The 20,020-nt window shown below is 69.9% G+C and carries 16 protein-coding genes; 7 read left to right on the top strand and 9 right to left on the bottom strand.

Features of this window, described 5'->3' with window-relative positions; all coding sequences use genetic code 11:
• On the bottom strand, nucleotides 1–242 hold a 242-nt coding region (locus EKO23_RS25950; protein WP_217702773.1), incomplete at its 3' end, for a hypothetical protein.
• A gap of 64 nt (nucleotides 243–306) precedes the next feature.
• Between EKO23_RS25950 and leuS the strand changes: the two genes are divergently transcribed.
• A complete protein-coding gene (gene leuS, locus EKO23_RS22845; protein ID WP_217702772.1) occupies nucleotides 307–3,180 on the top strand; it encodes a leucine--tRNA ligase in 2,874 nt (957 codons plus the stop codon).
• Nucleotides 3,181–3,262: 82 nt separating this feature from the next.
• On the opposite strand, the gene EKO23_RS22840 is transcribed toward leuS, so the two are convergent.
• On the bottom strand, nucleotides 3,263–4,975 hold the full coding sequence (locus tag EKO23_RS22840) for an NAD(P)/FAD-dependent oxidoreductase (protein ID WP_167880612.1): 1,713 nt from the start codon (nucleotides 4,973–4,975) through the stop codon (nucleotides 3,263–3,265).
• A gap of 65 nt (nucleotides 4,976–5,040) precedes the next feature.
• Here EKO23_RS22840 and EKO23_RS22835 point away from each other — a divergent pair, with 65 nt between their 5' ends.
• The 3 genes from EKO23_RS22835 (at nucleotide 5,041) to EKO23_RS22825 (ending at nucleotide 8,603) form a co-directional block, all read left to right on the top strand.
• Nucleotides 5,041–6,465 (top strand): hypothetical protein, encoded by a 1,425-nt coding sequence (locus tag EKO23_RS22835; RefSeq protein WP_167880611.1) that lies wholly within the window; start codon nucleotides 5,041–5,043, stop codon nucleotides 6,463–6,465.
• A 396-nt stretch (nucleotides 6,466–6,861) separates the two neighbouring features.
• Nucleotides 6,862–7,332, top strand: coding sequence for an allene oxide cyclase barrel-like domain-containing protein (locus tag EKO23_RS22830; protein WP_134720791.1), 471 nt, complete (start codon nucleotides 6,862–6,864; stop codon nucleotides 7,330–7,332).
• A 359-nt stretch (nucleotides 7,333–7,691) separates the two neighbouring features.
• Nucleotides 7,692–8,603, top strand: a complete 912-nt coding sequence (locus tag EKO23_RS22825) for a hypothetical protein (RefSeq protein ID WP_246051259.1) — start codon at nucleotides 7,692–7,694, stop codon at nucleotides 8,601–8,603.
• A 699-nt stretch (nucleotides 8,604–9,302) separates the two neighbouring features.
• Here the strand turns inward: EKO23_RS22825 and EKO23_RS22820 are convergent.
• Nucleotides 9,303–9,941: a DcrB/PsbP domain-containing protein gene (locus EKO23_RS22820; RefSeq protein ID WP_134720789.1), complete on the bottom strand. Its 639-nt coding sequence runs from the start codon at nucleotides 9,939–9,941 to the stop codon at nucleotides 9,303–9,305.
• A 13-nt stretch (nucleotides 9,942–9,954) separates the two neighbouring features.
• Nucleotides 9,955–10,347, bottom strand: a complete 393-nt coding sequence (locus EKO23_RS22815; protein WP_134720788.1) for a hypothetical protein — start codon at nucleotides 10,345–10,347, stop codon at nucleotides 9,955–9,957.
• Nucleotides 10,348–10,482: 135 nt separating this feature from the next.
• On the opposite strand from EKO23_RS22815, the gene EKO23_RS22810 reads away from it, so the two are divergent.
• Nucleotides 10,483–11,127: a response regulator transcription factor gene (locus EKO23_RS22810; protein WP_134720787.1), complete on the top strand. Its 645-nt coding sequence runs from the start codon at nucleotides 10,483–10,485 to the stop codon at nucleotides 11,125–11,127.
• Complete coding sequence (locus EKO23_RS22805; protein ID WP_134720786.1) at nucleotides 11,124–12,857, top strand: sensor histidine kinase; 1,734 nt, start codon at nucleotides 11,124–11,126, stop codon at nucleotides 12,855–12,857. The genes EKO23_RS22810 and EKO23_RS22805 overlap by 4 nt, the downstream gene beginning before the upstream one ends.
• A gap of 144 nt (nucleotides 12,858–13,001) precedes the next feature.
• Here EKO23_RS22805 and EKO23_RS22800 read toward each other — a convergent pair whose 3' ends face one another.
• The gene (locus tag EKO23_RS22800) at nucleotides 13,002–14,177 is read right to left on the bottom strand and encodes a hypothetical protein (protein WP_134720785.1); all 1,176 of its coding nucleotides are present in this window, start codon (nucleotides 14,175–14,177) and stop codon (nucleotides 13,002–13,004) included.
• Nucleotides 14,170–14,661 (bottom strand): RNA polymerase sigma factor, encoded by a 492-nt coding sequence (locus EKO23_RS22795; RefSeq protein WP_134720784.1) that lies wholly within the window; start codon nucleotides 14,659–14,661, stop codon nucleotides 14,170–14,172. The genes EKO23_RS22800 and EKO23_RS22795 overlap by 8 nt, the downstream gene beginning before the upstream one ends.
• 44 nt (nucleotides 14,662–14,705) lie before the next feature.
• On the opposite strand from EKO23_RS22795, the gene EKO23_RS25510 reads away from it, so the two are divergent.
• Nucleotides 14,706–14,858 (top strand): hypothetical protein, encoded by a 153-nt coding sequence (locus EKO23_RS25510; protein ID WP_167880610.1) that lies wholly within the window; start codon nucleotides 14,706–14,708, stop codon nucleotides 14,856–14,858.
• Nucleotides 14,859–15,121: 263 nt separating this feature from the next.
• On the opposite strand, the gene EKO23_RS22790 is transcribed toward EKO23_RS25510, so the two are convergent.
• From EKO23_RS22790 to EKO23_RS22780, 3 genes are all read right to left on the bottom strand, one after another.
• The gene (locus tag EKO23_RS22790) at nucleotides 15,122–16,489 is read right to left on the bottom strand and encodes an FAD-binding oxidoreductase (protein WP_134720783.1); all 1,368 of its coding nucleotides are present in this window, start codon (nucleotides 16,487–16,489) and stop codon (nucleotides 15,122–15,124) included.
• A 99-nt stretch (nucleotides 16,490–16,588) separates the two neighbouring features.
• Nucleotides 16,589–17,971, bottom strand: a complete 1,383-nt coding sequence (locus EKO23_RS22785) for an FAD-binding oxidoreductase (RefSeq protein ID WP_217702771.1) — start codon at nucleotides 17,969–17,971, stop codon at nucleotides 16,589–16,591.
• Nucleotides 17,972–17,981: 10 nt separating this feature from the next.
• The gene (locus tag EKO23_RS22780; protein WP_134720781.1) at nucleotides 17,982–19,862 is read right to left on the bottom strand and encodes an ATP-binding protein; all 1,881 of its coding nucleotides are present in this window, start codon (nucleotides 19,860–19,862) and stop codon (nucleotides 17,982–17,984) included.
• Between the last annotated feature and the right edge of the window lie 158 nt (nucleotides 19,863–20,020).

The raw sequence follows: 20,020 nt of genomic DNA, 5'->3' as shown, positions 1-20,020 counted from the left end.
GGTCGCCGAAGCGGTCGCGCGGCTGGCGCACGGCGTGGAGTGAGGTGCCGAACCCGACGCGTGGTGTCGCCGGCTCGTCGATGTCGCAGGTCGCGGTCGATGAGCTTGCCGTGAGCCTCGAGGTCCTCGCCACCCGAACTCGATGTGAGCCGTCCGTGGCGGCCGGTCTGCTGCCGGTGCAGCAGCCGCCGGCTGCGGGCTATCTTGACCAGTGTCGATCCCGGGCCGCGCGTGCTGGTCACGACCGAGTGGCTCGCGGGTGTCAGGCGTCCGCGCTCCAGGCGCGTGGAAGGGGAGGCGTGAGCATTGGCCGAAGCACGTGGGACCGCGAGCGTCGATGAGGATTCGGTTCCCCAGCACCGTTACACGGCTGCGCTGGCGAACCAGATCGAGGCGCACTGGCAGGAGCGATGGCGCGTGGAGGGGACATTCGAGTCGCCCAATCCGACGGGTGATCTCGCAGCCACGGGTGATGCAGCGGCCAACCCGAAGACGTACGTCCTCGACATGTTTCCCTACCCGTCCGGAGTGGGGCTCCACGTCGGGCACCCCCTGGGGTACATCGCGACCGATGTCTTCGGACGGTTCAAGCGGATGACGGGGTACAACGTGCTTCACGCGCTCGGTTTCGACGCGTTCGGCCTTCCGGCCGAGCAGTACGCCGTGCAGACCGGGCAGCACCCGCGAGTAACGACCGAGAACAACATCAGCACTATCCGCAACCAGCTCCGCCGCCTCGGATTGGCGCACGACGTGAGGCGCGGCATTTCCAGCACGGATCCCGAGTTCTACCGCTGGACCCAGTGGATCTTCTTGCAGATATATCAGAGCTGGTACGACGACGAGACCGACCGGGCTCGCCCGATCGACGAGCTCGTCGACCTGCTCGCAGCAGGCGGCAGGCCCATGCCGACGGGCGTGCATGGGGTGCCGGATGGGGCCGGGTGGTCGAATCTGGACGAGCTGTCGCAACGGCGGGTCGTCGATGCGCACCGCTTGGCCTACGCCGCGGAGGCGCCGGTGAACTGGTGCCCGGCGCTCGGCACGGTCCTCTCCAACGAGGAGGTGACCGCCGAAGGGCGCAGCGAGCGCGGGGACTTCCCGGTCTTCCAGCGAAGCTTGCGCCAGTGGATGATGCGCATCACCGCGTACGCGCCGCGACTGCTGGCCGACCTCGATGCGTTGGACTGGCCGGAGGCGATCAAGCTCCAGCAGCGCAACTGGATCGGTCGCTCCGAGGGAACTCACATCACCTTCCCTTCCGACGCAGGCGCGATCGACGTCTTCACGACCCGGCCGGAGACCCTGTTCGGCGCGACGTTCCTCGTGCTGTCACCCGAGCATCCCGCCGTCGGGGCCCTCACCGCCGCGCACTGGCCGGCGGACAGCTCTGCCGCGTGGACCGGCGGCGGCACGACGCCCGTCGAGGCCGTCGCGCGGTATCGGGCCGCGGCAGCGAGCAGCGCGCCGGGCCACGGGGCGTCGGAGCGTTCGAAGACAGGCGTCTGGACGGGCGGATACGCGACCAACCCCGTGAACGGGTGGCCCATCCCGGTCTTCGTGGCCGACTACGTGCTGATGAAGTACGGCACCGGCGCGATCATGGCGGTGCCCGGCCAGGACCAGCGTGACTGGGAGTTCGCCGTACAGTTCTCCCTCCCGATCGTCCGCACAGTCGAGCCGCCGGCCGGCTGGGATGGCTGCGCCTACCTGGGCGATGGTGCGGTCATCAACTCCGCGAGTCGCGCGCTCCGTCTCGACGGGCTCCGCGTCGACCAGGCCAAGGCACGGGTCATCGACTGGCTCGAGACGACCGGACGTGGGCGCCGATCGGTCACTTATCGGCTGCGGGACTGGCTGTTCAGCCGTCAGCGCTACTGGGGCGAGCCGTTCCCGATCGTGTACGACGAGCACGACCTGCCGGTCGCTCTCCCGGAGTCGATGCTCCCTGTCGAGCTGCCCGAGGTCGACGACTACATGCCGCGGACCTTCGCTGCGGACGACATGGACGCGGAGCCGGAGTCGCCGCTGGCTCGGAACCTCGCGTGGACGACCATCGAGCTGGACCTCGGCGACGGCCCCAGGACATATCGGCGCGAGACGAACACGATGCCGCAATGGGCGGGCTCGTGCTGGTACGAGCTCCGGTACCTCGATCCCATGAACGACGAGCACCTGGTCGACCCGGACGTGGAGCACTACTGGATGGGCCCGCAGGCACCAGGACAGCCCGGCGGAGTCGACCTGTACGTCGGTGGCGCGGAGCATGCGGTCCTGCACCTCCTCTACGCGCGGTTCTGGCACAAGGTCCTGTTCGACCTCGGCCACGTGTCGAGCAGCGAACCGTTCTTCCGGCTGGTCAACCAGGGCATGATCCAGGCCCACGCCTACCGGGACTCACGCGGCCTGTACGTGCCGGCCGCGGAGGTCGCCGACGACGGCGAGGGCGGCTTCACCTGGCGGGGCGAGCCGGTCAGCCGCGAGTTCGGGAAGATGGGCAAGAGCCTGAAGAACATGGTGACGCCCGACCAGATCTGCGATGCGTACGGGGCTGACACCTTCCGGTTGTACGAGATGTCGATGGGCCCGCTCGACAGCTCGCGACCATGGGAGACCCGGGCCGTCGTCGGCTCCCAGCGCTTCCTGCAGCGGCTCTGGCGCAACATCGTCGACGAGGCAACGGGCGAGGTCCGCGTGGTCGACGAGCCGGCCGACGACGAGACACAACGGCTGCTTCACCGGACGGTCGCCGCTGTGCGCAGCGACTTCGAGAACCTCAGGGCGAACACCGCCATCGCCCGGCTCGTCGAGCTGAACAACCATCTCGTACGCCGCGGGTCGACACCCCGAGACGTCGCCGAGCCACTCGTGCTCATGGTCGCCCCGCTCGCACCGCATCTGGCCGAAGAACTGTGGTCGCGTCTCGGGCACGAGTCGTCGCTTGCCCGCGCGGCATTTCCCGACGTCGACCCCGACCTGCTGCGCGTCGACACCGTCACCGCCGTCGTACAGGTGGCCGGCAAGCTCCGGGGCCGCCTGGAGGTGCCGGTGACCGTGACCGAGCAGGAACTGCGCGAGCTTGCGCTCGCGTCGGACGGCGTGCGGCGTGCGCTCGCCGGTCGTGGCGTCCGGAACGTGATCGTCCGCCCGCCGACGCTCGTCAACGTCGTCCCCGACTGAGTTCGCCGCCGACATGCGGTGCTGCACGACCACTCACCTGGGGATTCGCCCGACCGGGGCCGAGCGGACGCAGGGGCGGCATTCACCTCTCCGCAGCATCCAGGAGCTGCAGGTACTGGTGGACCTGCTGGATGGCGACGGAGCCCTCGCCGGCGGCAGACGCCACGCGCTTGACGGAGCCCGACCGCACGTCGCCCACGGCAAACACTCCCGGCACGGATGACTCGAAGACGAAGGGAGCCCGGGGAAGGGACCAGCCGCTGTCCGGCACCCCGGTCACGACGAAGCCGTAGGGGTCGCGGGCCACCTTGTCGGGAAGCCAATCCGTGTGTGGCTGCGCGCCGATGAGGATGAACACGGCGTCGGCCGGCACGGTCTCGGTCAGGCCTCGTGCGGAGTCGTGCAGGGTGAGGCTCTCGAGTCCGGTCCCGCCCGAGGCGTTCACGATCTCCGTCCGGTAGCGAACGTCGACATTGAGTCGTCCCTCGATCTCGTCGATGAGGTAGCGCGACATCGTCTCGGCAAGAGTGGCACGTCGCAGGAGGATCGTCACCTTGCGGGCGTGCGCGGCCAGGTGGACCGCCGCCTGGCCGGCCGAGTTGCCGGCGCCGACGACGAAGACAGATCGTCCGGTGAACCGCTCCGCCTCTGAGGCGGAGGCACCATAGAAGACGCCCTGCCCCACCAGCTCGTCGAGCGCCGGTATCCCGAGCCGGCGGTAGCTGACCCCCATGGCGAGGACCACGGCCCCGGTGGCGATCTCCGCGCAGTTCGACGTGGTCAGGTAGAGCCGGTCGGCGTCGCTGCGAATCGCCTGGGCCTGGCACATCTGCAGGAAGGTGGTACCGAACACCCATGCCTGTTGCTGGGCTCGGGTGGCGAGATCTGCTCCGGTGACGCCGCGCTGAAAGCCGAGGTAGTTGCGGATGAGCGAGCTGGACCCCGCCTGACCACCGATCGTCTCGCGCTCGACGACCAGGGTGCGCAGTCCCTCGGAGGAGGCGTACACGGCGGCAGCCAGTCCCGCGGGGCCGGCGCCGACCACGGTGACATCGAATTCGCGGGAGCCCTGCAGGCGCGTGCGCGCGCCGTACGCCTCGGCGATCTCGACGTTGGTGGGGTCGACCAGCACCCTCCCGTTCCGCTGCACGACGACCGGCGCGTCGGCGTCTGGCTCCCGGACCTCCGCCAGGATCTCCCTGCCCGCCGCCGAGCCCGCCGCGTGGAAGACGAACGGAACCCGGTTCCGGCTCAGCAGGCTGCGCAGCTCCGAGGCGCGGGCGTTGTCGACGTCGGCGACGATCGTCAGCTCCCGGGACAGCGACGCGTCCGAGCCGGCCCACTCGTGGAGGTTCTCCGTGACCGTCCGGTGGAACAGCTCGTCGGCTGCCCGCCACGGCTTGATCGCGTAGTAGTCGATCTGCCCGAGGCCGATGCCGCGGCGCAGCGGCTGGGCTGTCGCGTCCATCGCCCACTCACCCCACGAGATCAGCAGGAGTCGACGCGAGTGCGGGAACAGCTCTCGCACCTGTGCCAGCAGCTCGCACCCGGTGCCGTCGGGCAGCCACTGGTCGGACAGAATCAGTGCCAATCGCTCTCCTGCCTGCCACATGTCGGTCAGCTGGTCCAGCGCCGACGTCGCCGCCCGTGCGGTGCGGATCTGGTACGCCCGGCCGTACCGGTCCAGCAGCTCCCCACCCAGGAGCGCGATCGCGTCAGGGTCGTCGTCGACAGCGAGGATGACCGGACGGCGTTCGGCCGAATCGACATCCGGTGGAGCCGGGGACGGGGACACGACCCCATTGTCGCGTGACAAGCTCGTAAGGGACGAGTCCCAGCCGGCGTGGGACACTTGACGCCATGATCGGGCCCGAGGCTCGGGAGGCGATGACGCGGTACGCGTGGGGCGAGGCGTTCCAGCAGTTCGCGGCAGCGGACGCCATCGCGCCCCTGGGCCCGGACGAGCTCGACCAGATGGCCGAGTGCGCCTGGTGGATCGGCAAGATGCGTCACTGCATGGCGCTTCGTGAGCGCGCCTACGCGGCGTACCGGAAGCACGACCACGCGGGCCGGGCTGCGCACGTGGCCATCGACCTCTCCCAGCACTACGGGGACCTCGGTGAGCACGGCACGGCGACTGGCTGGCTGCAGAACGCAACCCGACTGCTCGAGGGAGAAGAGGAGTGCGCCGAGCACGGCTGGCTGAGCTTCGCCCGTGGCATCGCCGCCCGCGACGATGGCGACCTCGACGCTGCGATCAGGCACGCTGCACAAGCCGCCCACCTGGGTGCCCGGCACGGTGACAAGGACCTGTTCGCGCTCGGGCATGCCTTCGAGGGGATCGGCCTGGTGTTCACCGACGACCCCGCCCGCGGCCTGCCCATGGTGGAGGAGGCAACGCAGGGGGCAGTCGCCGGCGATCTGGGTGCCCGGGCAACCGGAATGATCTACTGCATGATGATCGCCGTCAACGCGCAGGTGGCCGACTGGCAGGCTGCGGGCGAGTGGACCGAGGCGGCCACCCGGTGGTGCGACAGGCAGGCCATCAACGGGTTTCCCGGTGTCTGCAGGGTGCACCGCGCCGAGATCCTGCGCCTGAGAGGCTTCCTGCCCGAGGCGGACGAGGAGGCCCGGACGGCGACAACGGAGCTCGCCTCCTTCAACCTGATGTTCTCCGCGCTCGCATTCCGGGAGCTCGGCGAAGTCAGGCTCCTGATGGGGGACATCGACTCCGCCGAAGAGGCCTTCCGGCAGGCAGAGGAGATGGGCGTCTCCCCCCAGCCGGGTCTGGCCCAGGCACTCGTCCAGCGCGGCCGTCCGTCCGCCGCCGCCACCGGACTCAGGCGGACACTCGGCGGCCTGGGCATGGGCCCCCTGGAACGAGCCAAGTTGCTGCCCACCCAGCTCGAGGTGGCGTTGATCCTGGACGACCTCGCAACTGCCGAGTCCGCCGCCACCGAGCTGGCCGAGATCGCTTCGAATCGCGGAACCCCCGCGTTGCGGGCGACCGCCGACGCCGCGGAGGCCGCCGTACTGCTCGCGCAAGACGCTCTCGACGACGCCGCGAAAGCGGCACGCAGGGCTCACGACGTCTTCACCGAGATCGACCTGACCTACCAGGCTGCCCGTGCGTCCTCGTTGCTTGGGCGGATCCACCAGGCGCAGGGCGACCTGACCAGCGCCCGGGCGCAGCACGCAGCCGCCCTGGCCACCTTCGACCGGATCGGCGCCGTCGCGGACGCCGACAACACCCGGGCACTCCTGGCCACGCCCGGTCTCGTCTGATCGACGGACCGAGGCTGCGTCTTTCCGGGTGTCGGCGTAGGGCTGAGCCGACCGGCTCAATTCAGACCTGGAGCACGCCCGCCAGATCCCGCGCTCCTGTCCGGCGCTGCGCCCCCCATCGCCCGACTTTGCGGCGTCCTCGCTCGCTCCGCTGAAGCGCACTCATCTGACCGCGACGCGCGCCGTGGTGTCGATGTGTGACCCGCGACCAACTGGTCCGCGGCTCTCCACCTTCTTCCTCGGAGTGACCGGCCCTCTCCACTATCCGGCGCCGCCACTATCCGGCGTCGGCGCCGATCTTCGCCAGTTCGCGAATGGCGGTGGCGATCGCGCTGGAGTAGGGCGGGAGGGTCGGCAGTCGCCGCGGGGCGGCTGCGTCAGCGATAGGAGGCAGACATGCTCAAGCACATCGGAGTAGCTGGGGCCCTCTCCGCGATCGCGGTGCTGGCCGTGAGCTCGGCGGTACCTGCGACGGGCCACGGAGGCGGTGGCGGCGACAAGATCCGGGTGCTGTCGACCAACACCGAGGAGGAGTTCGTCGACGTCGGCAAGAAGGACCTCAGCCTCGGGGACCAGTTCATCTTCACCTCGGATCTGACCAGGCACGGCCGGTCGGTCGGGCACACCGGCGTGGTCTGCACCGTCACCTCCACGGCACGGGAGGAGTCGCAGTGCTTGGGTACCGCGTCGTTCCGCCGTGGTCAGATCACCATCCAAGGCCTCGTCGCCGGTGAACCCGATGTCTTCGAGTTCCCGATCACCGGAGGCAGCGGCGCGTACGAAGGCGCCGGAGGCACCTTGGTCGTCAAGGAGATCCCGGGCAGCGATCCGACCCAGGAGATCCTGACCTTCTACCTCACTGACTGAGGTCAATTGCCGCGCATCAGATCGGGCGAAGTGCATTGCGGACGGGGGCAACCCTGGTTCGATCGAGGTCTCCGATTCGCCGAGGGCAAGCCGGTCAGCCGTTCGACAGCGGGTACGTCAGGTCCGCCCGGAAGGACGCTTGACAGCCGGGCGAACTCCTCCTGCGGGCGGCGCGCCGGCTCCTCGGGCTGGGCCGGAAGGAGCCCGAGTCATCACCTCGTTTCCCGAGATCACCACTCCGCACCTTGTGCCAACGTCGGCGTGGTCGGAGGCTAAAGGGACCAAGACGCGGGCACCGCGTTGGGGCCGTGCCCGCCGGAGAGTGAGGTACCCCGATGACCTCTGCAACAAGGAGATCCGTGATCGGAGCTGCCTTGGCGGCGCTCATCGCGGTGGTCCTGGTGATCTCACCGGCCACCGCTCGCCAGACGGATCGGCCGATCGTCCTGCCGGGAGCCACCGGCACCGAAGGAGTCGCCCGACTCGACGGCTCGACGTTCTTCGCCGGAGACCTGCTGACCGGCGACATCTTCCGCGGCAAGATCACCAAGGGAACGGCCGCGAAGTTCATCGACGCCCCCGACGGCCGGTTCGCCGCCGGCATGAAGGCGGACAGCTCCGACAAGCTGCTCTTCGTGGCCGGCGGACCCACCGGGCAGGGCTACGTCTACAGCACCCGGACCGGCGCTCCCGTCAGGTCGTACCAGTTCCAGAGCCCCCCGACTCCGACCTTCATCAACGATGTCGCCCTTTCCAAGAACGGTGCATGGTTCACCGACTCCGCCCAGGCGCTTCTCTACTTCGTCCCGGTGGTCGACGGGGTGCCGTCCAGCAGCTTCAGGACCCTGACCCTGACTGGCCCTGCCGCTGACCTGAGTGGCGCGTTCAACAACAACGGCATCCAGGCGATCAGGGGTGGCGCGATGCTCGTCGTCGCTCACTCCGGCAACGGCGTGCTCAACCTGGTCGACGCCACGACCGGTGCCAGCACCACGATCGCGGGCGTCAGCGTCCCGAACGTCGACGGGATCCTGATCAAGGGAGGACGCGAGCTCTTCGCGGTGCAGAACGCGAACAACCTGGTCAGCGTCTGGAAGCTGGAAACCGACTTCCTAGCCGGCACGCAGAAGAAGACCATCACCAGCCCGCTGTTCCAGTTCCCCACGACGGTGGCACGCTTCGGCGGACGCCTTGCGGTGGCGAATGCGAAGTTCGACACCGGCTTCCCGCCGACCGCGACGCAGTTCGAGGTGATCGTCGTACGTCGCTGACACCCCTGGGCTTTCGGATGCCCTGGCTCCACGGGGTCGTCGGCCCGGTGGCCCGGCGGCAGCGGCGCAGCCTGTCCGGCGGCGGTGATCGGATCCAAGCCCCCGCCGCCGGCTCCCGGTGATCTACCTGCCTGCGCCACCCCTCCTGGGCAATTCCGAAGAGACCGCGCGGCGACCTCGGCCCGAGGCCGACGAGTGGCCAGGGCACCCCCGCCAAGGGGTGGCCGAGCCATTCATTTCCGGATCCCGACATCCTGCATCTCGGGATCCGGCCGTCGGTCGGTCGTGGTGGGGTCCTAGCGAAAAGAGAAAACCGCAGGTCAGCGCCGCATTCAACCGTCTTGGCCAAACGGCATGCACACGCTGACGCCGAATCTTGCACACGGGAACGGGACCGTCCGAAGCACAGGTGAAGCCCAGAGTCGGGTGTGGGGCCGCCTGTCGGCTTGGGTGAGGGTGTGAGTCGAGCCATCGGGCAGGCGCCGACGCGAGAGCCCGTTCGTGCTCTCGCTGCTGGCGGCTCGGTTGTCGCCGACAAGTGCAGTCTGAAATGCCGTGCGGGGTGGCCGCAGTGACGACGACCCAACCGATCACCGCCAAGGCGTGAGACATGGAGAGCCACAGGATGATCGCGGTTCGGCCGGCGATGGCCATCCGACGGCTCTCCGCGCCCAGCGGCACCCTTGGGGGTCATCCGATTCACTTGGTAAAGCGGATCGACGATGCGATTTCTTCGAGCCTGGACTCGGTGGACGCGTCGCCGGTGGTGTACCCGACCGTGAAGTAGTAGCCGCGGTTCGCGTGGACCAAGCTGCTTCCGACGATGGTCAGGTCGTCGCAGCGATGGCGCGTGACGGTGGCCTGTTCGCCCGCGAGGACGTCGGCTCTCCGCTGCTCGCGACAGTCAGGCAACGGGCCGGATCCGACCAGCTCATCGAGCTCGGTCAACCACTCCTCCCGGGTCATCTCCTTGGGCAGCAGCATCGAGTTGGCTACGAGCCAGCCGAAGCCGTCCGTCGTTGATGCCAGGTCCTCACCGGGAACCTGGCTGCCCGGCACGAACTGGTCAAACCGGATCCAGGTGCCCGCGCCCTCTACGAACTCCCAATCCGTCGGTATCTCAAGCCGGTAGCCGTGCTGCGCGGACTCGAACAACCTCGGGGTCGCGGTGGTCGACGGTCGGCTTGCTACGTCGCTGCTCGGTTCGTTGATCTCGTCCTCCACCGCCGGGCGTGAATCGTCCAAGCCAGCTGGGGAGCAGGCGGTCATCGCGAACGCGACGACAAACAGGAGCGCACCGACTGGACCCCACGTCGTCAGGTAACGCAGGGCGGTCATGACCGCGCGCCTCCTAGCTGCTCTTGCGCGAAGGAAGAAGGACAAGCGCCGCTGCACCGAACTGCAGCAAGGCGCCGACGGAGTTGGCGATGCGACCGGCAGTGCCGATGTCCGGAACGAACAGGACTCCGAGACTTGCCACGCCCACCAGCACCAGGGCGACGCCACCGATGCGCCGGGGAGCGCTCGCCTTAGTGATCCACGAGGCAACCAGGGCCACCACACCGATGGCGCCGAAGACGACGAAGGCGATCCAGATGTTGCCGTTGTAACCGTCGCCCTCGCGGGCCTCGGGTGAGATCCCCACCAGAACGTTCCCGGCAGAGAGGACCACCCCCAACCCGTGCCCGATGTGGTTGGCGATGGAGAACGTGGCCGTGGCGCTGGAGCTTGTGGTGATCGACATGATGTTGCCCTTTCTCGCTCGATTTGGCACCACCACCGTGCGGGCGCAGCACCTCCCGTAGCGATCGGGAGCTGTCCCGATCATCCGGCACGATTGCCTACGGCGATAGGCAATGGCGTGGGAAAGAATGGAGGCATGTCCATCCGTGTCCTGATCGCCGACGACCACGCCGTCGTGCGAGACGGGCTGTCCTTGGTGCTGAGCCAGTTGGACGGCTTCGACGTCGTGGGCGAGGCAGCCACCGGGGACGAAGCGGTCAAGCAGGCGGTGATCCTCAGGCCGGACGTCGTCTTGATGGACGTCCAGATGCCCGGCCTCGACGGCGTCGAAGCGACCCGCCGGATCACCGACCAGGTTCCGAGCGTCGCCGTCCTCATGCTGTCGATGTACAGCGACGAGGCTGCAGCGGTCGGCGCCATGCGCGCCGGGGCTCGGGGGTACCTGCTCAAGGGAGCAGGTCACGCCGACGTGGCCGCGGCGCTGCACGCGGTCGTCGCAGGTCAGGCCATCTTCGGAGAAGGGGTGGCCGACGTGCTCCTGGCACAGATCGGCACCGCAGGCCCCACCAGGGACTATCCCTTCCCCAGACTGTCCGAGCGCGAACGGGAAGTTCTGGATCTGCTGGTGGACGGCAGGCGAACGAACGAGATCGCGGCGGCACTGTTCGTCTCGCCCAAGACCGTCAGCAACCAGCTCACCTCGATCTACGGCAAGCTCGGCGTCACCGACCGCACCCAGGCGGTCCTGCTCGCCCGCGAACAGGGCCTCCCGTTCCGATGAGGTCGTACGGCGTCAACCTCGGCTGGGCTGTCGCGGGCGTCCTCTTCATCACCTCGGGCCTCGGACTGTGCCTCCGAGCCAGGGCCTACGCGTCGGGTGGTCTCTTCGCCGCCGCTGGTGCCCTTCTCATCGTGGCCAGATTCGCCCCCTCCGACGCGGATGCGGCCCGCGCCGTGGTCGCCGCGATGGCGGTGCTGACCGCAGCGATCGCGACGTTCCCGCGCTTCACGTGGGGGCTCGCCACCGCACTGACGCTGGTGGCGGTCCTCGTGGGAACACCCGTGCTCGCCCGGCAGCTCGAAGGCGCCGATGGACTCAGCGTCGGCGACATGGCCTGGATCGCCTTCGCCCTCGCCACCGTCGGTGGTAGCCATCTGTGGTGGCGACTTGAAACCGCACCTGCAGAGACCCGGAGCTCCTTGCTGTGGGTGCTGAGCACCAGCGGTGTCACCCTGTTCCTCATCGGCATCGTGGCCCTGGCCGGAACGCCCACAGGCCTCGCTCCCGTCGTCGACGCAAGCCTGGGACTCATCGGCGTCGCGGCCCTGCTCGGTGCCGACCCAGAAAGCGCGCTCGACGGTCGCTGGTTGGCGTCGCGTGCCGCCGCGTGGTTCTTCTCCATCGCGTGCGTGTTCGCGACCGCGACGCTCATCTTCACTGTCATCGACTGGCGCTCCCCCGGCGCACCCGGGATTGTCGCGATGGCGGTCGCCACCGTCGTGTGCGGGATCCTCTGGAACCCACTGCTGCGAGTCATCCAGAGGGTGTCCGATGGTGTGCTGTTCGGATTCCGGCCCGACGCACTGACCGCGGCCCAGCGGGTGGCGGTCAGTATCAGCGACGATCCGACCGTCGCCATCCGAGCGATCCAGGAAGGCCTGGTGCTGCCGTACGTCGCGCTCGCGCTGGCCGGCGAGGACCAGATCGAGGTCGGCACTCCCACGGACCATCGACGTATCTTCCCCATCGACCTCAACGACGAGCACATCGGAGATCTGGTCGTCGGGATTCGCCCTGGCGACCTCGGGTTGTCCCGCGACGACGAGCGGGTGGTCACCCTCTCCCTCCCCATCCTGGTTCAGACGATCAAGGCTCGGTCCCAGGCCGCGAGTCTCCAACGAGCACGCGTGGCGAGCGCGTCGGCGCGCGAGGAGGAACGGCGTCGACTGCGGCGCGACCTCCATGATGGCCTGGGGCCCCGGCTGACCGGAATCGCCTTCACGGCCGACGCAGCACGGCTGGCAGCGACGGATGACGCGACGACCCCGATGCTGGACCGCATCCGCCACGAGGCGGAGATGGCGATCAACGAGATCCGCGAGCTGGCCTATGGCTTGCGTCCGCCGGCCCTCGACGAGCTCGGCCTCCTGGGAGCCATCAAGGCCAAGACCGACTCCCTTCAAGGCCTCCCCATCCACGTCGAGGCGAGCGACCTGCCGACGCTGCCCGCGGCCGTCGAGGTCGCGGCCTACCGGATAGTCATGGAGGCGCTCACCAACACCGCGAGGCACAGCGGCGCAACGCGGGCCGAGGTTGCACTACACGTGATCGACGACTGCCTCACGATGGACATCTCGGACAACGGGAACGCCGGAGGTGAGTGGGTGCCGGGCATCGGCTTGACCTCCATGAGAGAGCGGGCCAGCGAACTAGGCGGCACCGTCACCTACCACGGCGCGCCCACGGGCACCACTGTGACGGCGGAACTGCCGTTGACAACATCCGGCTGAACTGCGCCCCACAGCGGCTGACCGTCACCGACGTTCCGTGACCCTTGCGCCCGCCATTCCTCACCAAGAACGCGAGTGCGTCACTTCGCCTTCGGTCACGTCAGTTGATCGTGGTCTTGGCGGCGTCGCGCTCCGCTCATGGCTTTACGGTCGCTTCTCGGTCCGGATGACGACGGCGTACCGGATGTTGCGGGGGTCGCCGCGGGTCACCGTGACGACGACGTGGTGCTCGCCAGGGCTGGCGTACATCAGAGCCTGGCCCCAGTCGGTGCCGAAGTCGTCGCTGGCGGGCGGTGCGATGTATTGGCCGTCGACGAGCAGGCGGACGTCGTTGCCGCAGAGCCGGTCGGCCTCGGCCTCGTGCTCGGCGCGATGGCTTCCCCAGTCGGGCAGCACGTCCTGGTAGGGCTTCAGGCAGGTGTCGACGTGCTGGGTGGGGCGGGTGAAGACACCGAGGAGCCGACGGCTCTTGGCCGCTGGCAGGACGAAGGCGAGCCGGTCCGAGCGCGGCGCGGCGAACTCGGCCCGGTCGACGACCCAGGCGCGGCCGCGGCTCGTGCTGAGCGCCTCGAACTCGGCGCCGTTCCACAACTTGAGGACCCGGCGCTGCGAGCGGTGCTCGTAGATCCGGAAGCCGAACTCGGCGGGCGGATCTGCGATCGGCTGGGGCACGCCCCACCGGACGAAGCAGTCGTTGCTCGCGGTATGACGCTCGCACGCGTCGTACCCCGTCAGCCAGTCCGGGCTGGGGCTGGAGACGTACGCAGCAGCCGACAGCGTCTCCGGCAGATGCCGCGGCGTGGTCTGGTAGATGTCCTCGACAGGGGCGAACGAGGTGTCGGCATCCGGGGAGCACTGGCTGAAGCCCCAGCCTCCGTTCCGCTGAGTCATCAACCAGAGGTTGGAGCTTCCGCGGCAGTAGAACGACACGTGGATTCCCTCGGTGTGCACGGTCGCACTGCCTTCGAGGTACGTCGCGCCTCGGTGCTCGGGCTGGCTGTTGGTGAGGGTGGCCAGCACGTCGAAGCCGTGGACGTCGCCGGGCCCGATGTCGGCTCTGAGGCTCCGCTGACCGGCGGGCACCTCGAACGTCGGCGACGGCGTCGGGGTCGGGGTCCGGTCGACCGGCGGGGGCTGACCACGGTCTACTTCTCCGCTGATGGCCAGCGCCCCGACGGTGACCACCACGGCGACCACGGTGGTGACCGCGAGGGCAGCGCGAGCCCGGCGGGAGCGGCGAGTCTGCAGGTTGATGATGTCGTCGAACACGGGCAGCGGAACCTGCTCGGTTAGTTCGAGGAGCTGCCTGTAGTCAGCCATGGTCGGCCTCCTCTCCGGACAGCATCGGGCCGAGCAGCTCACGGCTGCGGGCCAGCCGGGTCTTCACCGTGCCCTCGGGCACGCCGAGCTCGGCCGCGACCTCGGCGACCGTCAGGTCGGCGAGGTAATGCAAGGCCACGGCCGTCCGGTGGGCACGGTCCAAACGACGCAGCGCCTCGACCAGAACGACATGGTCGGGAGACAGCTCAAGATGCGTCGGCGGCTCGAACAGCCGGCCTTGGAACCGCCGCACCACCTCCGCGTGACGCCACCTGTTGCGAAGGTGGTTCAGGGCGACCGTGCGCAGCCACGCCTCGGGATTGTCCAGCGTGACGAACGAGCGGCCATGTCCCAGCGCCCTGACGAAGGCCTCCTGCACAGCCTCCTCGGCCTCGCCGACATCTCCGCAGACGGCGTACGTCTGGACGACGAGGCGCCGGTACGACGCGGTGTAGACCTCACGCACGAAGTCCGCCGGAATCATGCCGACCACCTCCTGCGCGGTCCCGTCTCCGATGCTGCCGCAAAATGACGACACCTGAGCGGCCGGAACGGTTCAGAGGGCACGACGTCGGCTCAAGCGATGCCGACAACCCGCCCAACCGCGGTTTGGCAAGGCACGCCGACGGCAAGCTCAACATTGCCGAGCAGATGACTCTGTTCGCGACGTTCGCGAAATGAGCGGGCCCACGGGCGCGTCACACCGCCGCCTGTGGACGCCCGAAGGCATCGGGACCGGCGGCTGTGCGGAGACCTCATCGAGTGCCTGCTCCAGTCGGCCCGGAGTCACTGGGGCGCCATCCGCTCACGGAACAGGAACCGGTCCGGCCCTGCCTGGTGAGCCCCAGCGACCCTCGTTCGGATGCGGCCCGTGCCCCTGCAGCTCCGGCGGGCCGCGACTCGTGGTCCCGCTCATTCATCGAGGGGGCCACGAGTCGCCGGAGTCACGACAGCACGCCGCCGATCGTCATCACGCCCTCCGGGTCGTAGGTGCGGAGGGCCCGGCGCAGTCGCGCGAGGGTCACCTCGTCGTACGCGTCGACGTACTCCTCCGGCGTGAACGTGAAGTTCGGCAGTCGGTTGCCACCCACCCACGGCGCCATCGCGTCAAGGATCGCGGCCGCGTGGTCCTCCACTCCCGGGATCTCGGAGATGCCGACGACGAGCAGGGAGTACGCCGCCGCGCGTGACGCGAAGGCAGCCGGGTGCTCACCCGGGCGGGCGAACGCGCCACCCAGCTGGCGCACCTCGACAAGGATCTGCGGCGACGCCACCCCCGGCCCCGTCAGCGCGAGCAGCGCGGCGGCCGCCTCCGCCGGGAAGTCGGTGAGCACCTGCCCCGCCTCGTAGGCCGGGGTCGGGTCGAGCGGGTCGGTGTGGACCGAGTCGATCGCCGTGTAGGGCTTGTCGGCCACGTCGTCGAGGATCACCGGGGCGGCGGCACGCATCGCGGCGAACCGGCGCTCACCGTCCTCGGCCGACCCCGTCCACACGTAGCGCACCGACAGCGTCAGCCGGCCGGCGAGCATCGGCGGCACGCCGTCCATCGCGGGGAGCTGGAAGAGCGCGAACGACGTCGTGCCCTCCTCGGGCAGCTCGGCCGACCACGCCCGCCAGGCGTCGATGACGGCAGGGGCGTCCGCACCGTCGAACCACAGCGAGCCGCCGTAGAACCGGGGCTGCCGCACCAGGTCGAACTCGATCGCCGTGACGATCCCGAGCATCCCCTTCGCGCCGCGCAGGGCGAAGAAGAGCTCCGGGTGCTCGGTCGGCGTTACCCTCCGGAGCACGCCGTCGCCGGTGACGACCTCGATCGCGCGCACCTGGTCGATGGCGAGGCCGTAGGTGCGGGCCATCGGGCCCAGCCCGCCGCCGGTGGTGTAGCCGACGATGCCGACGTCGGTGATCGAGCCCGACAGCGGCGCCAGGCCGTGGGGCGCGGCGGCCTCCACGACCGCGAGCCACTTCACGCCGGCTCCGGCGCGCGCCCAGCCCTCCTCGGAGTGGACGACGACCTCGTCGAGCTCCTTGGTGGTGACGAGCAGCTCCGTGGTCAGGTCCGCCATCGGGCCGTGGCCGGTGGCCTGCGGGGTCACGCGGATGCCGTGGCGGGCTGCGAACTGCACGGCCTCGACGACGTCCTGGGCGTCGTGCGCCGCGAGGACGGCCGCGGGCCGGACCGGGACGGCCACGTTCCACGGCGAGGTGAGGGCGTCGTACGCCCTGTCGCCGGGGACCGCGACGGTGCCGATGGTGAGTGCGTCCAGCTCCGCGAACGGTACGGCGGCGGGGCTGGTCTGTGCGATGGTCATGCTGCCTCCGGGTGATTCCGTGTGTCGTCGTTGACCCGACAAACGGTGAACCCGGAGGCTTGAGGACGACTTGCGTCCGACTTGAACCCGGACGCGGAATCAGTCGTTTCCGGTCGCCTGGGGTGCGACAAACAGCCCGTCCGGGTCGACAGACCGACGAATCCGCAGCAGCCGATCGTACGACTCGGCCGACCAGCCGCGACGGGCGGCGGCCTCGTAGGCCATCGAGAGGTAGGCCGCGCTGGACGTCCACGGCGAGAGCGAGTCGAGGATCCGGATGGCGTCACGACGTACGGCGCTCCAGCCGGTGCCCACGTCGAGCCCGACCCCCAGCACGAGGAACGAGCCGTCGAGGTGGTCCATCGCCCCGCCGCGGGGGGCCGGCCGCGCCAGCGCACCACCGAGCTGGCGCAGCTCGACGAAGAGCAGGTTGCTGCCCGAGCCGGGGCCGGCCGCTGTTACGAGGGCGTCGACCGCGTCCGCCGGGAGGCCGTGCACGAGGACGCTGTTGGCGTAGACGGCGGTGGGCTCCTGCGGGTCGAGCTGCAGGTGGGCGATGTCGGGGGCGGGCATCTGGGTGAACGTGTCGAGCTCGGGCTTCAGCGCGCGCAGCGCGGCGATGGAGCGGGCTCCTGCCTCGGCGTCGCCGAGCGCCACGGCGTCGATCACGACCAGGTTCCGGCCACTCAGCTGCGCCGGCAGCCACTCGCTGTCAGGCACCTGGAAGATCCGGGCCACGCTCGTCACCGACTCGGGCGCGTCCCCGGTCCACTCGCCCCAGGCAGTGAGGACGCGTCGGGCGTACCGCCAGTCCCAGGCGAGCATTCCCGCGTACGCCGTCCGGACCGGCAGCAGGTCGAACTCCAGTGACGTGACCACCCCGAAGCCACCGCTGCCGCCACGTGCCGCCCACAGCAGGTCCGGGTCCCGGTCCTCGGTGGCGCGCACAAAGGTCCCGTCGGCGAGCACCAGCTCGACGGCCGTGATGGCACTGCACTGCAGACCGTGTTGTCGGGCGTACCAGCTCACCCCGCCGCCGAGCGACGAGCCGACCACGCCCACTCCCGGGCTCGACATGTGCATCCCCGTCAGCCCCACCCGGCCGGCCCGGGCGATGACGTCGCCCCAGAGCACGCCGGCGTCGGCGCGCGCCGTACGACTGGATGCGTCCACGCGCAGCCCGGTCATCGCCGAGGTACGCAGCAGGACGGCATCGCCCAGACGGCCCGCGAGCGGCGGCGCGCCGTGCCCGGTGCCCTGGGGGGCGATCCGGAGACCGGACGCCGCGGCGGCCTTGATGATCCGGGTGACCTCGTGCGGGTCGGCCGGGTAGGCGACGGCGGCCGGGTGCTCGTCCACCTGGAGGTTCCAGGGCATCCTCGCCTCGTCGTAGAGAGGGTCGCCCGGCAGGTGGATGGCACCGCCCGCCAGCCCACGCAACGCCTCGGCGTCTGCGGCGGGGCGGGGCGTGGACTCGGGCACCGTCACCACCTCACGATCTGGGCACCCCAGCATGCCCGGGCCGACTTGAGGATGACTTGAGCCGACGACTCATCCGCTCGTGGAGCAGCGCGCGCTCGCCCGCCGGGATGTCGGCGTGGATCGCGTCGCGCACCAGCGGGTTGACGAAGTCGAGCGGCTGTCCGTCGAGGAGGATCTCGCTGCGGGCGAGTACGTCGAGGGCGGCCGCGACGTCCTCCTCCGAGTGCTGCGCCAGCTCGGCCACCGTCACCAGGTCGGCCAGCGGCCCGAGCACCGCCACCGCGCGCGCGACCGTGGTGACGGTCGCCTGCATGCGCCGCAGACGGAGCGTGACGAGCGAGGTGATCGCACGCGATCCCACCGCCCGGACCGTGTCGACGTGGGCGGCGTCGGGCGGGATGCCCTGGTCGGCGAGCGCGCGCAGCAGCTGGCGCAGGAGCAGGGGGTTGCCGCTGGTCATCCGGTGGCAGGTGGCGACGAACGTGTCGGCGCCCCGGCCGAGCCGGTCGGCCACCAGGGCGGCGGTGCCCTGCTCGGTGAGTGGCGCCGGGTGCAGCATCGACACCCCTTCGATCCCTCCGAGCTCGGCCAGCAGGTCGTCGGCCTCTTGCGCCTCACCGGAGCGCACCGCCAGCACGACCAGCAGGGGGAGTCCCTCGAGGCGCCTGACCACGTAGGCGAGAAACTGCAGCGACGCCTCGTCGCACCACTGGATGTCGTCGACGCAGAGCACGAGCGGGGCGGACGCGGCGAGGTCGGCCGTGGCTTCGCGAAGCCCTCGCAGGACTGCGAGGCGCTCGTCGCGGCGTAGGACGTCGTCGACGTCGGTGTCGAAGAGCTGCCGAACCACCTCGAAGTCGAAGCCCTGCTCCAGCGCACTGCTCCGCGCAGACCGCAACGGTAGGCCGGCACCGACGGCCAGCCGGCGCACCTCGTCGAGCAGGCGGGTCTTGCCGATGCCGGCAGGTCCCTCGATCAGCAGGCAGCCCGGCGTGCCCTCGCCGAGCGCGTCGACCACGGTGCTCAGGACCGCCATCTCGCGCTCCCGGTCCACGAGCCCGTCCGGCGCCCGTGGCCGCGGCACGAGCGGGGCTGCGTCCTGGGTCGCAGCTGGTGTCGCCACGTCGAGCTCCGGCGACTGCGCGAGGACCTCCGCCTCGAGCGAGCGCAGGGCGGGACCGGGATCGACGCCGAGCTCGTCGGAGAGCATCTGGCGGGCCCGGCGCAGCGCCGCCAGCGCCGCGGCCTGGCGGTGCGCCCGGTAGAGGGCGAGGGTGAGGAGGCGCCAGCGCTCCTCCCGGAGCGGGTCCTCGTTGACGAGCGCCTCGAGGTCGCCGATGACGAGCTGGGCCTCGCCGAGCTCGAGGCGCGTCGCGAGGAGTCGTTCGCGGGCCACCGCTCTCAACTCGGTGAGCCTGGCGATCTCCGCCTCCGCCCACGACTCACCCGCGTAGTCGGCGTAGGCGGGGCCGCGCCACAGTCGGAGCGCGGGCTCCAGCGCGCACACCGCCTCCGCGGGCGCCAGGCCCGCCGCCGACTCGACCGTCGCCTCGAAGACCCACGCGTCCACGGCGCCGGGCGGGAGCCGTAGCACGTAACCCGGACCCGCGCGGGCGATGACGCCCTCGCGATGCCGGGCCGTCGCGTCGGGCTCCAGTTGCCGGCGTAGGTGGCTCACGTAGGCCTGCAGCGCCCCGGCCGCGTTGGAAGGCGGGTGGGCACCCCAGACGCAGTCGACCAATCGATCGGCCGGCACCACTTGGTCCCGCAGGATGATCAGCCCGGCCAGTACGGCGCGCTGCCGTCGCCCGCCGAGAGCCACGACCGCGCCATCTCGCGTGGCCGTGAGCTCGCCGAGCACGCGCAGGTGAAGTTGCGGCTGGCCGTCCACCCCATTCCCTCACATCGTCTCCGTCGAGGATAGGGGTAGGACCCACTCAGCCGCGTGGGTCCCGCACACTCGGTCGTGCTCATCGAGGAATGGCTGATGTCCTCGCCGAGCTGGGCCGCCGCGATGTGGTTGAGCCACCCGTCGACGGAGTCCGGTCC

Source organism: Nocardioides guangzhouensis, assembly GCF_004519545.1.
GTDB lineage: Bacteria > Actinomycetota > Actinomycetes > Propionibacteriales > Nocardioidaceae > Nocardioides > Nocardioides guangzhouensis.
This window is presented reverse-complemented; position numbering and strand designations above follow the sequence as displayed.

Bases quoted from the DNA above. Each gene is read 5' to 3' on its own strand.
- EKO23_RS22835 (WP_167880611.1), top strand. From the start codon at position 5,041: ATGATCGGGCCCGAGGCTCGGGAGGCGATGACGCGGTACGCGTGGGGC.
- EKO23_RS22830 (WP_134720791.1), top strand. From the start codon at position 6,862: ATGCTCAAGCACATCGGAGTAGCTGGGGCCCTCTCCGCGATCGCGGTG.
- EKO23_RS22820 (WP_134720789.1), bottom strand. From the start codon at position 9,941: ATGACCGCCCTGCGTTACCTGACGACGTGGGGTCCAGTCGGTGCGCTC.
- EKO23_RS22815 (WP_134720788.1), bottom strand. From the start codon at position 10,347: ATGTCGATCACCACAAGCTCCAGCGCCACGGCCACGTTCTCCATCGCC.
- EKO23_RS22810 (WP_134720787.1), top strand. From the start codon at position 10,483: ATGTCCATCCGTGTCCTGATCGCCGACGACCACGCCGTCGTGCGAGAC.
- EKO23_RS22805 (WP_134720786.1), top strand. From the start codon at position 11,124: ATGAGGTCGTACGGCGTCAACCTCGGCTGGGCTGTCGCGGGCGTCCTC.
- EKO23_RS22800 (WP_134720785.1), bottom strand. From the start codon at position 14,177: ATGGCTGACTACAGGCAGCTCCTCGAACTAACCGAGCAGGTTCCGCTG.
- EKO23_RS22795 (WP_134720784.1), bottom strand. From the start codon at position 14,661: ATGATTCCGGCGGACTTCGTGCGTGAGGTCTACACCGCGTCGTACCGG.
- EKO23_RS25510 (WP_167880610.1), top strand. From the start codon at position 14,706: ATGACGACACCTGAGCGGCCGGAACGGTTCAGAGGGCACGACGTCGGC.
- EKO23_RS22790 (WP_134720783.1), bottom strand. From the start codon at position 16,489: ATGACCATCGCACAGACCAGCCCCGCCGCCGTACCGTTCGCGGAGCTG.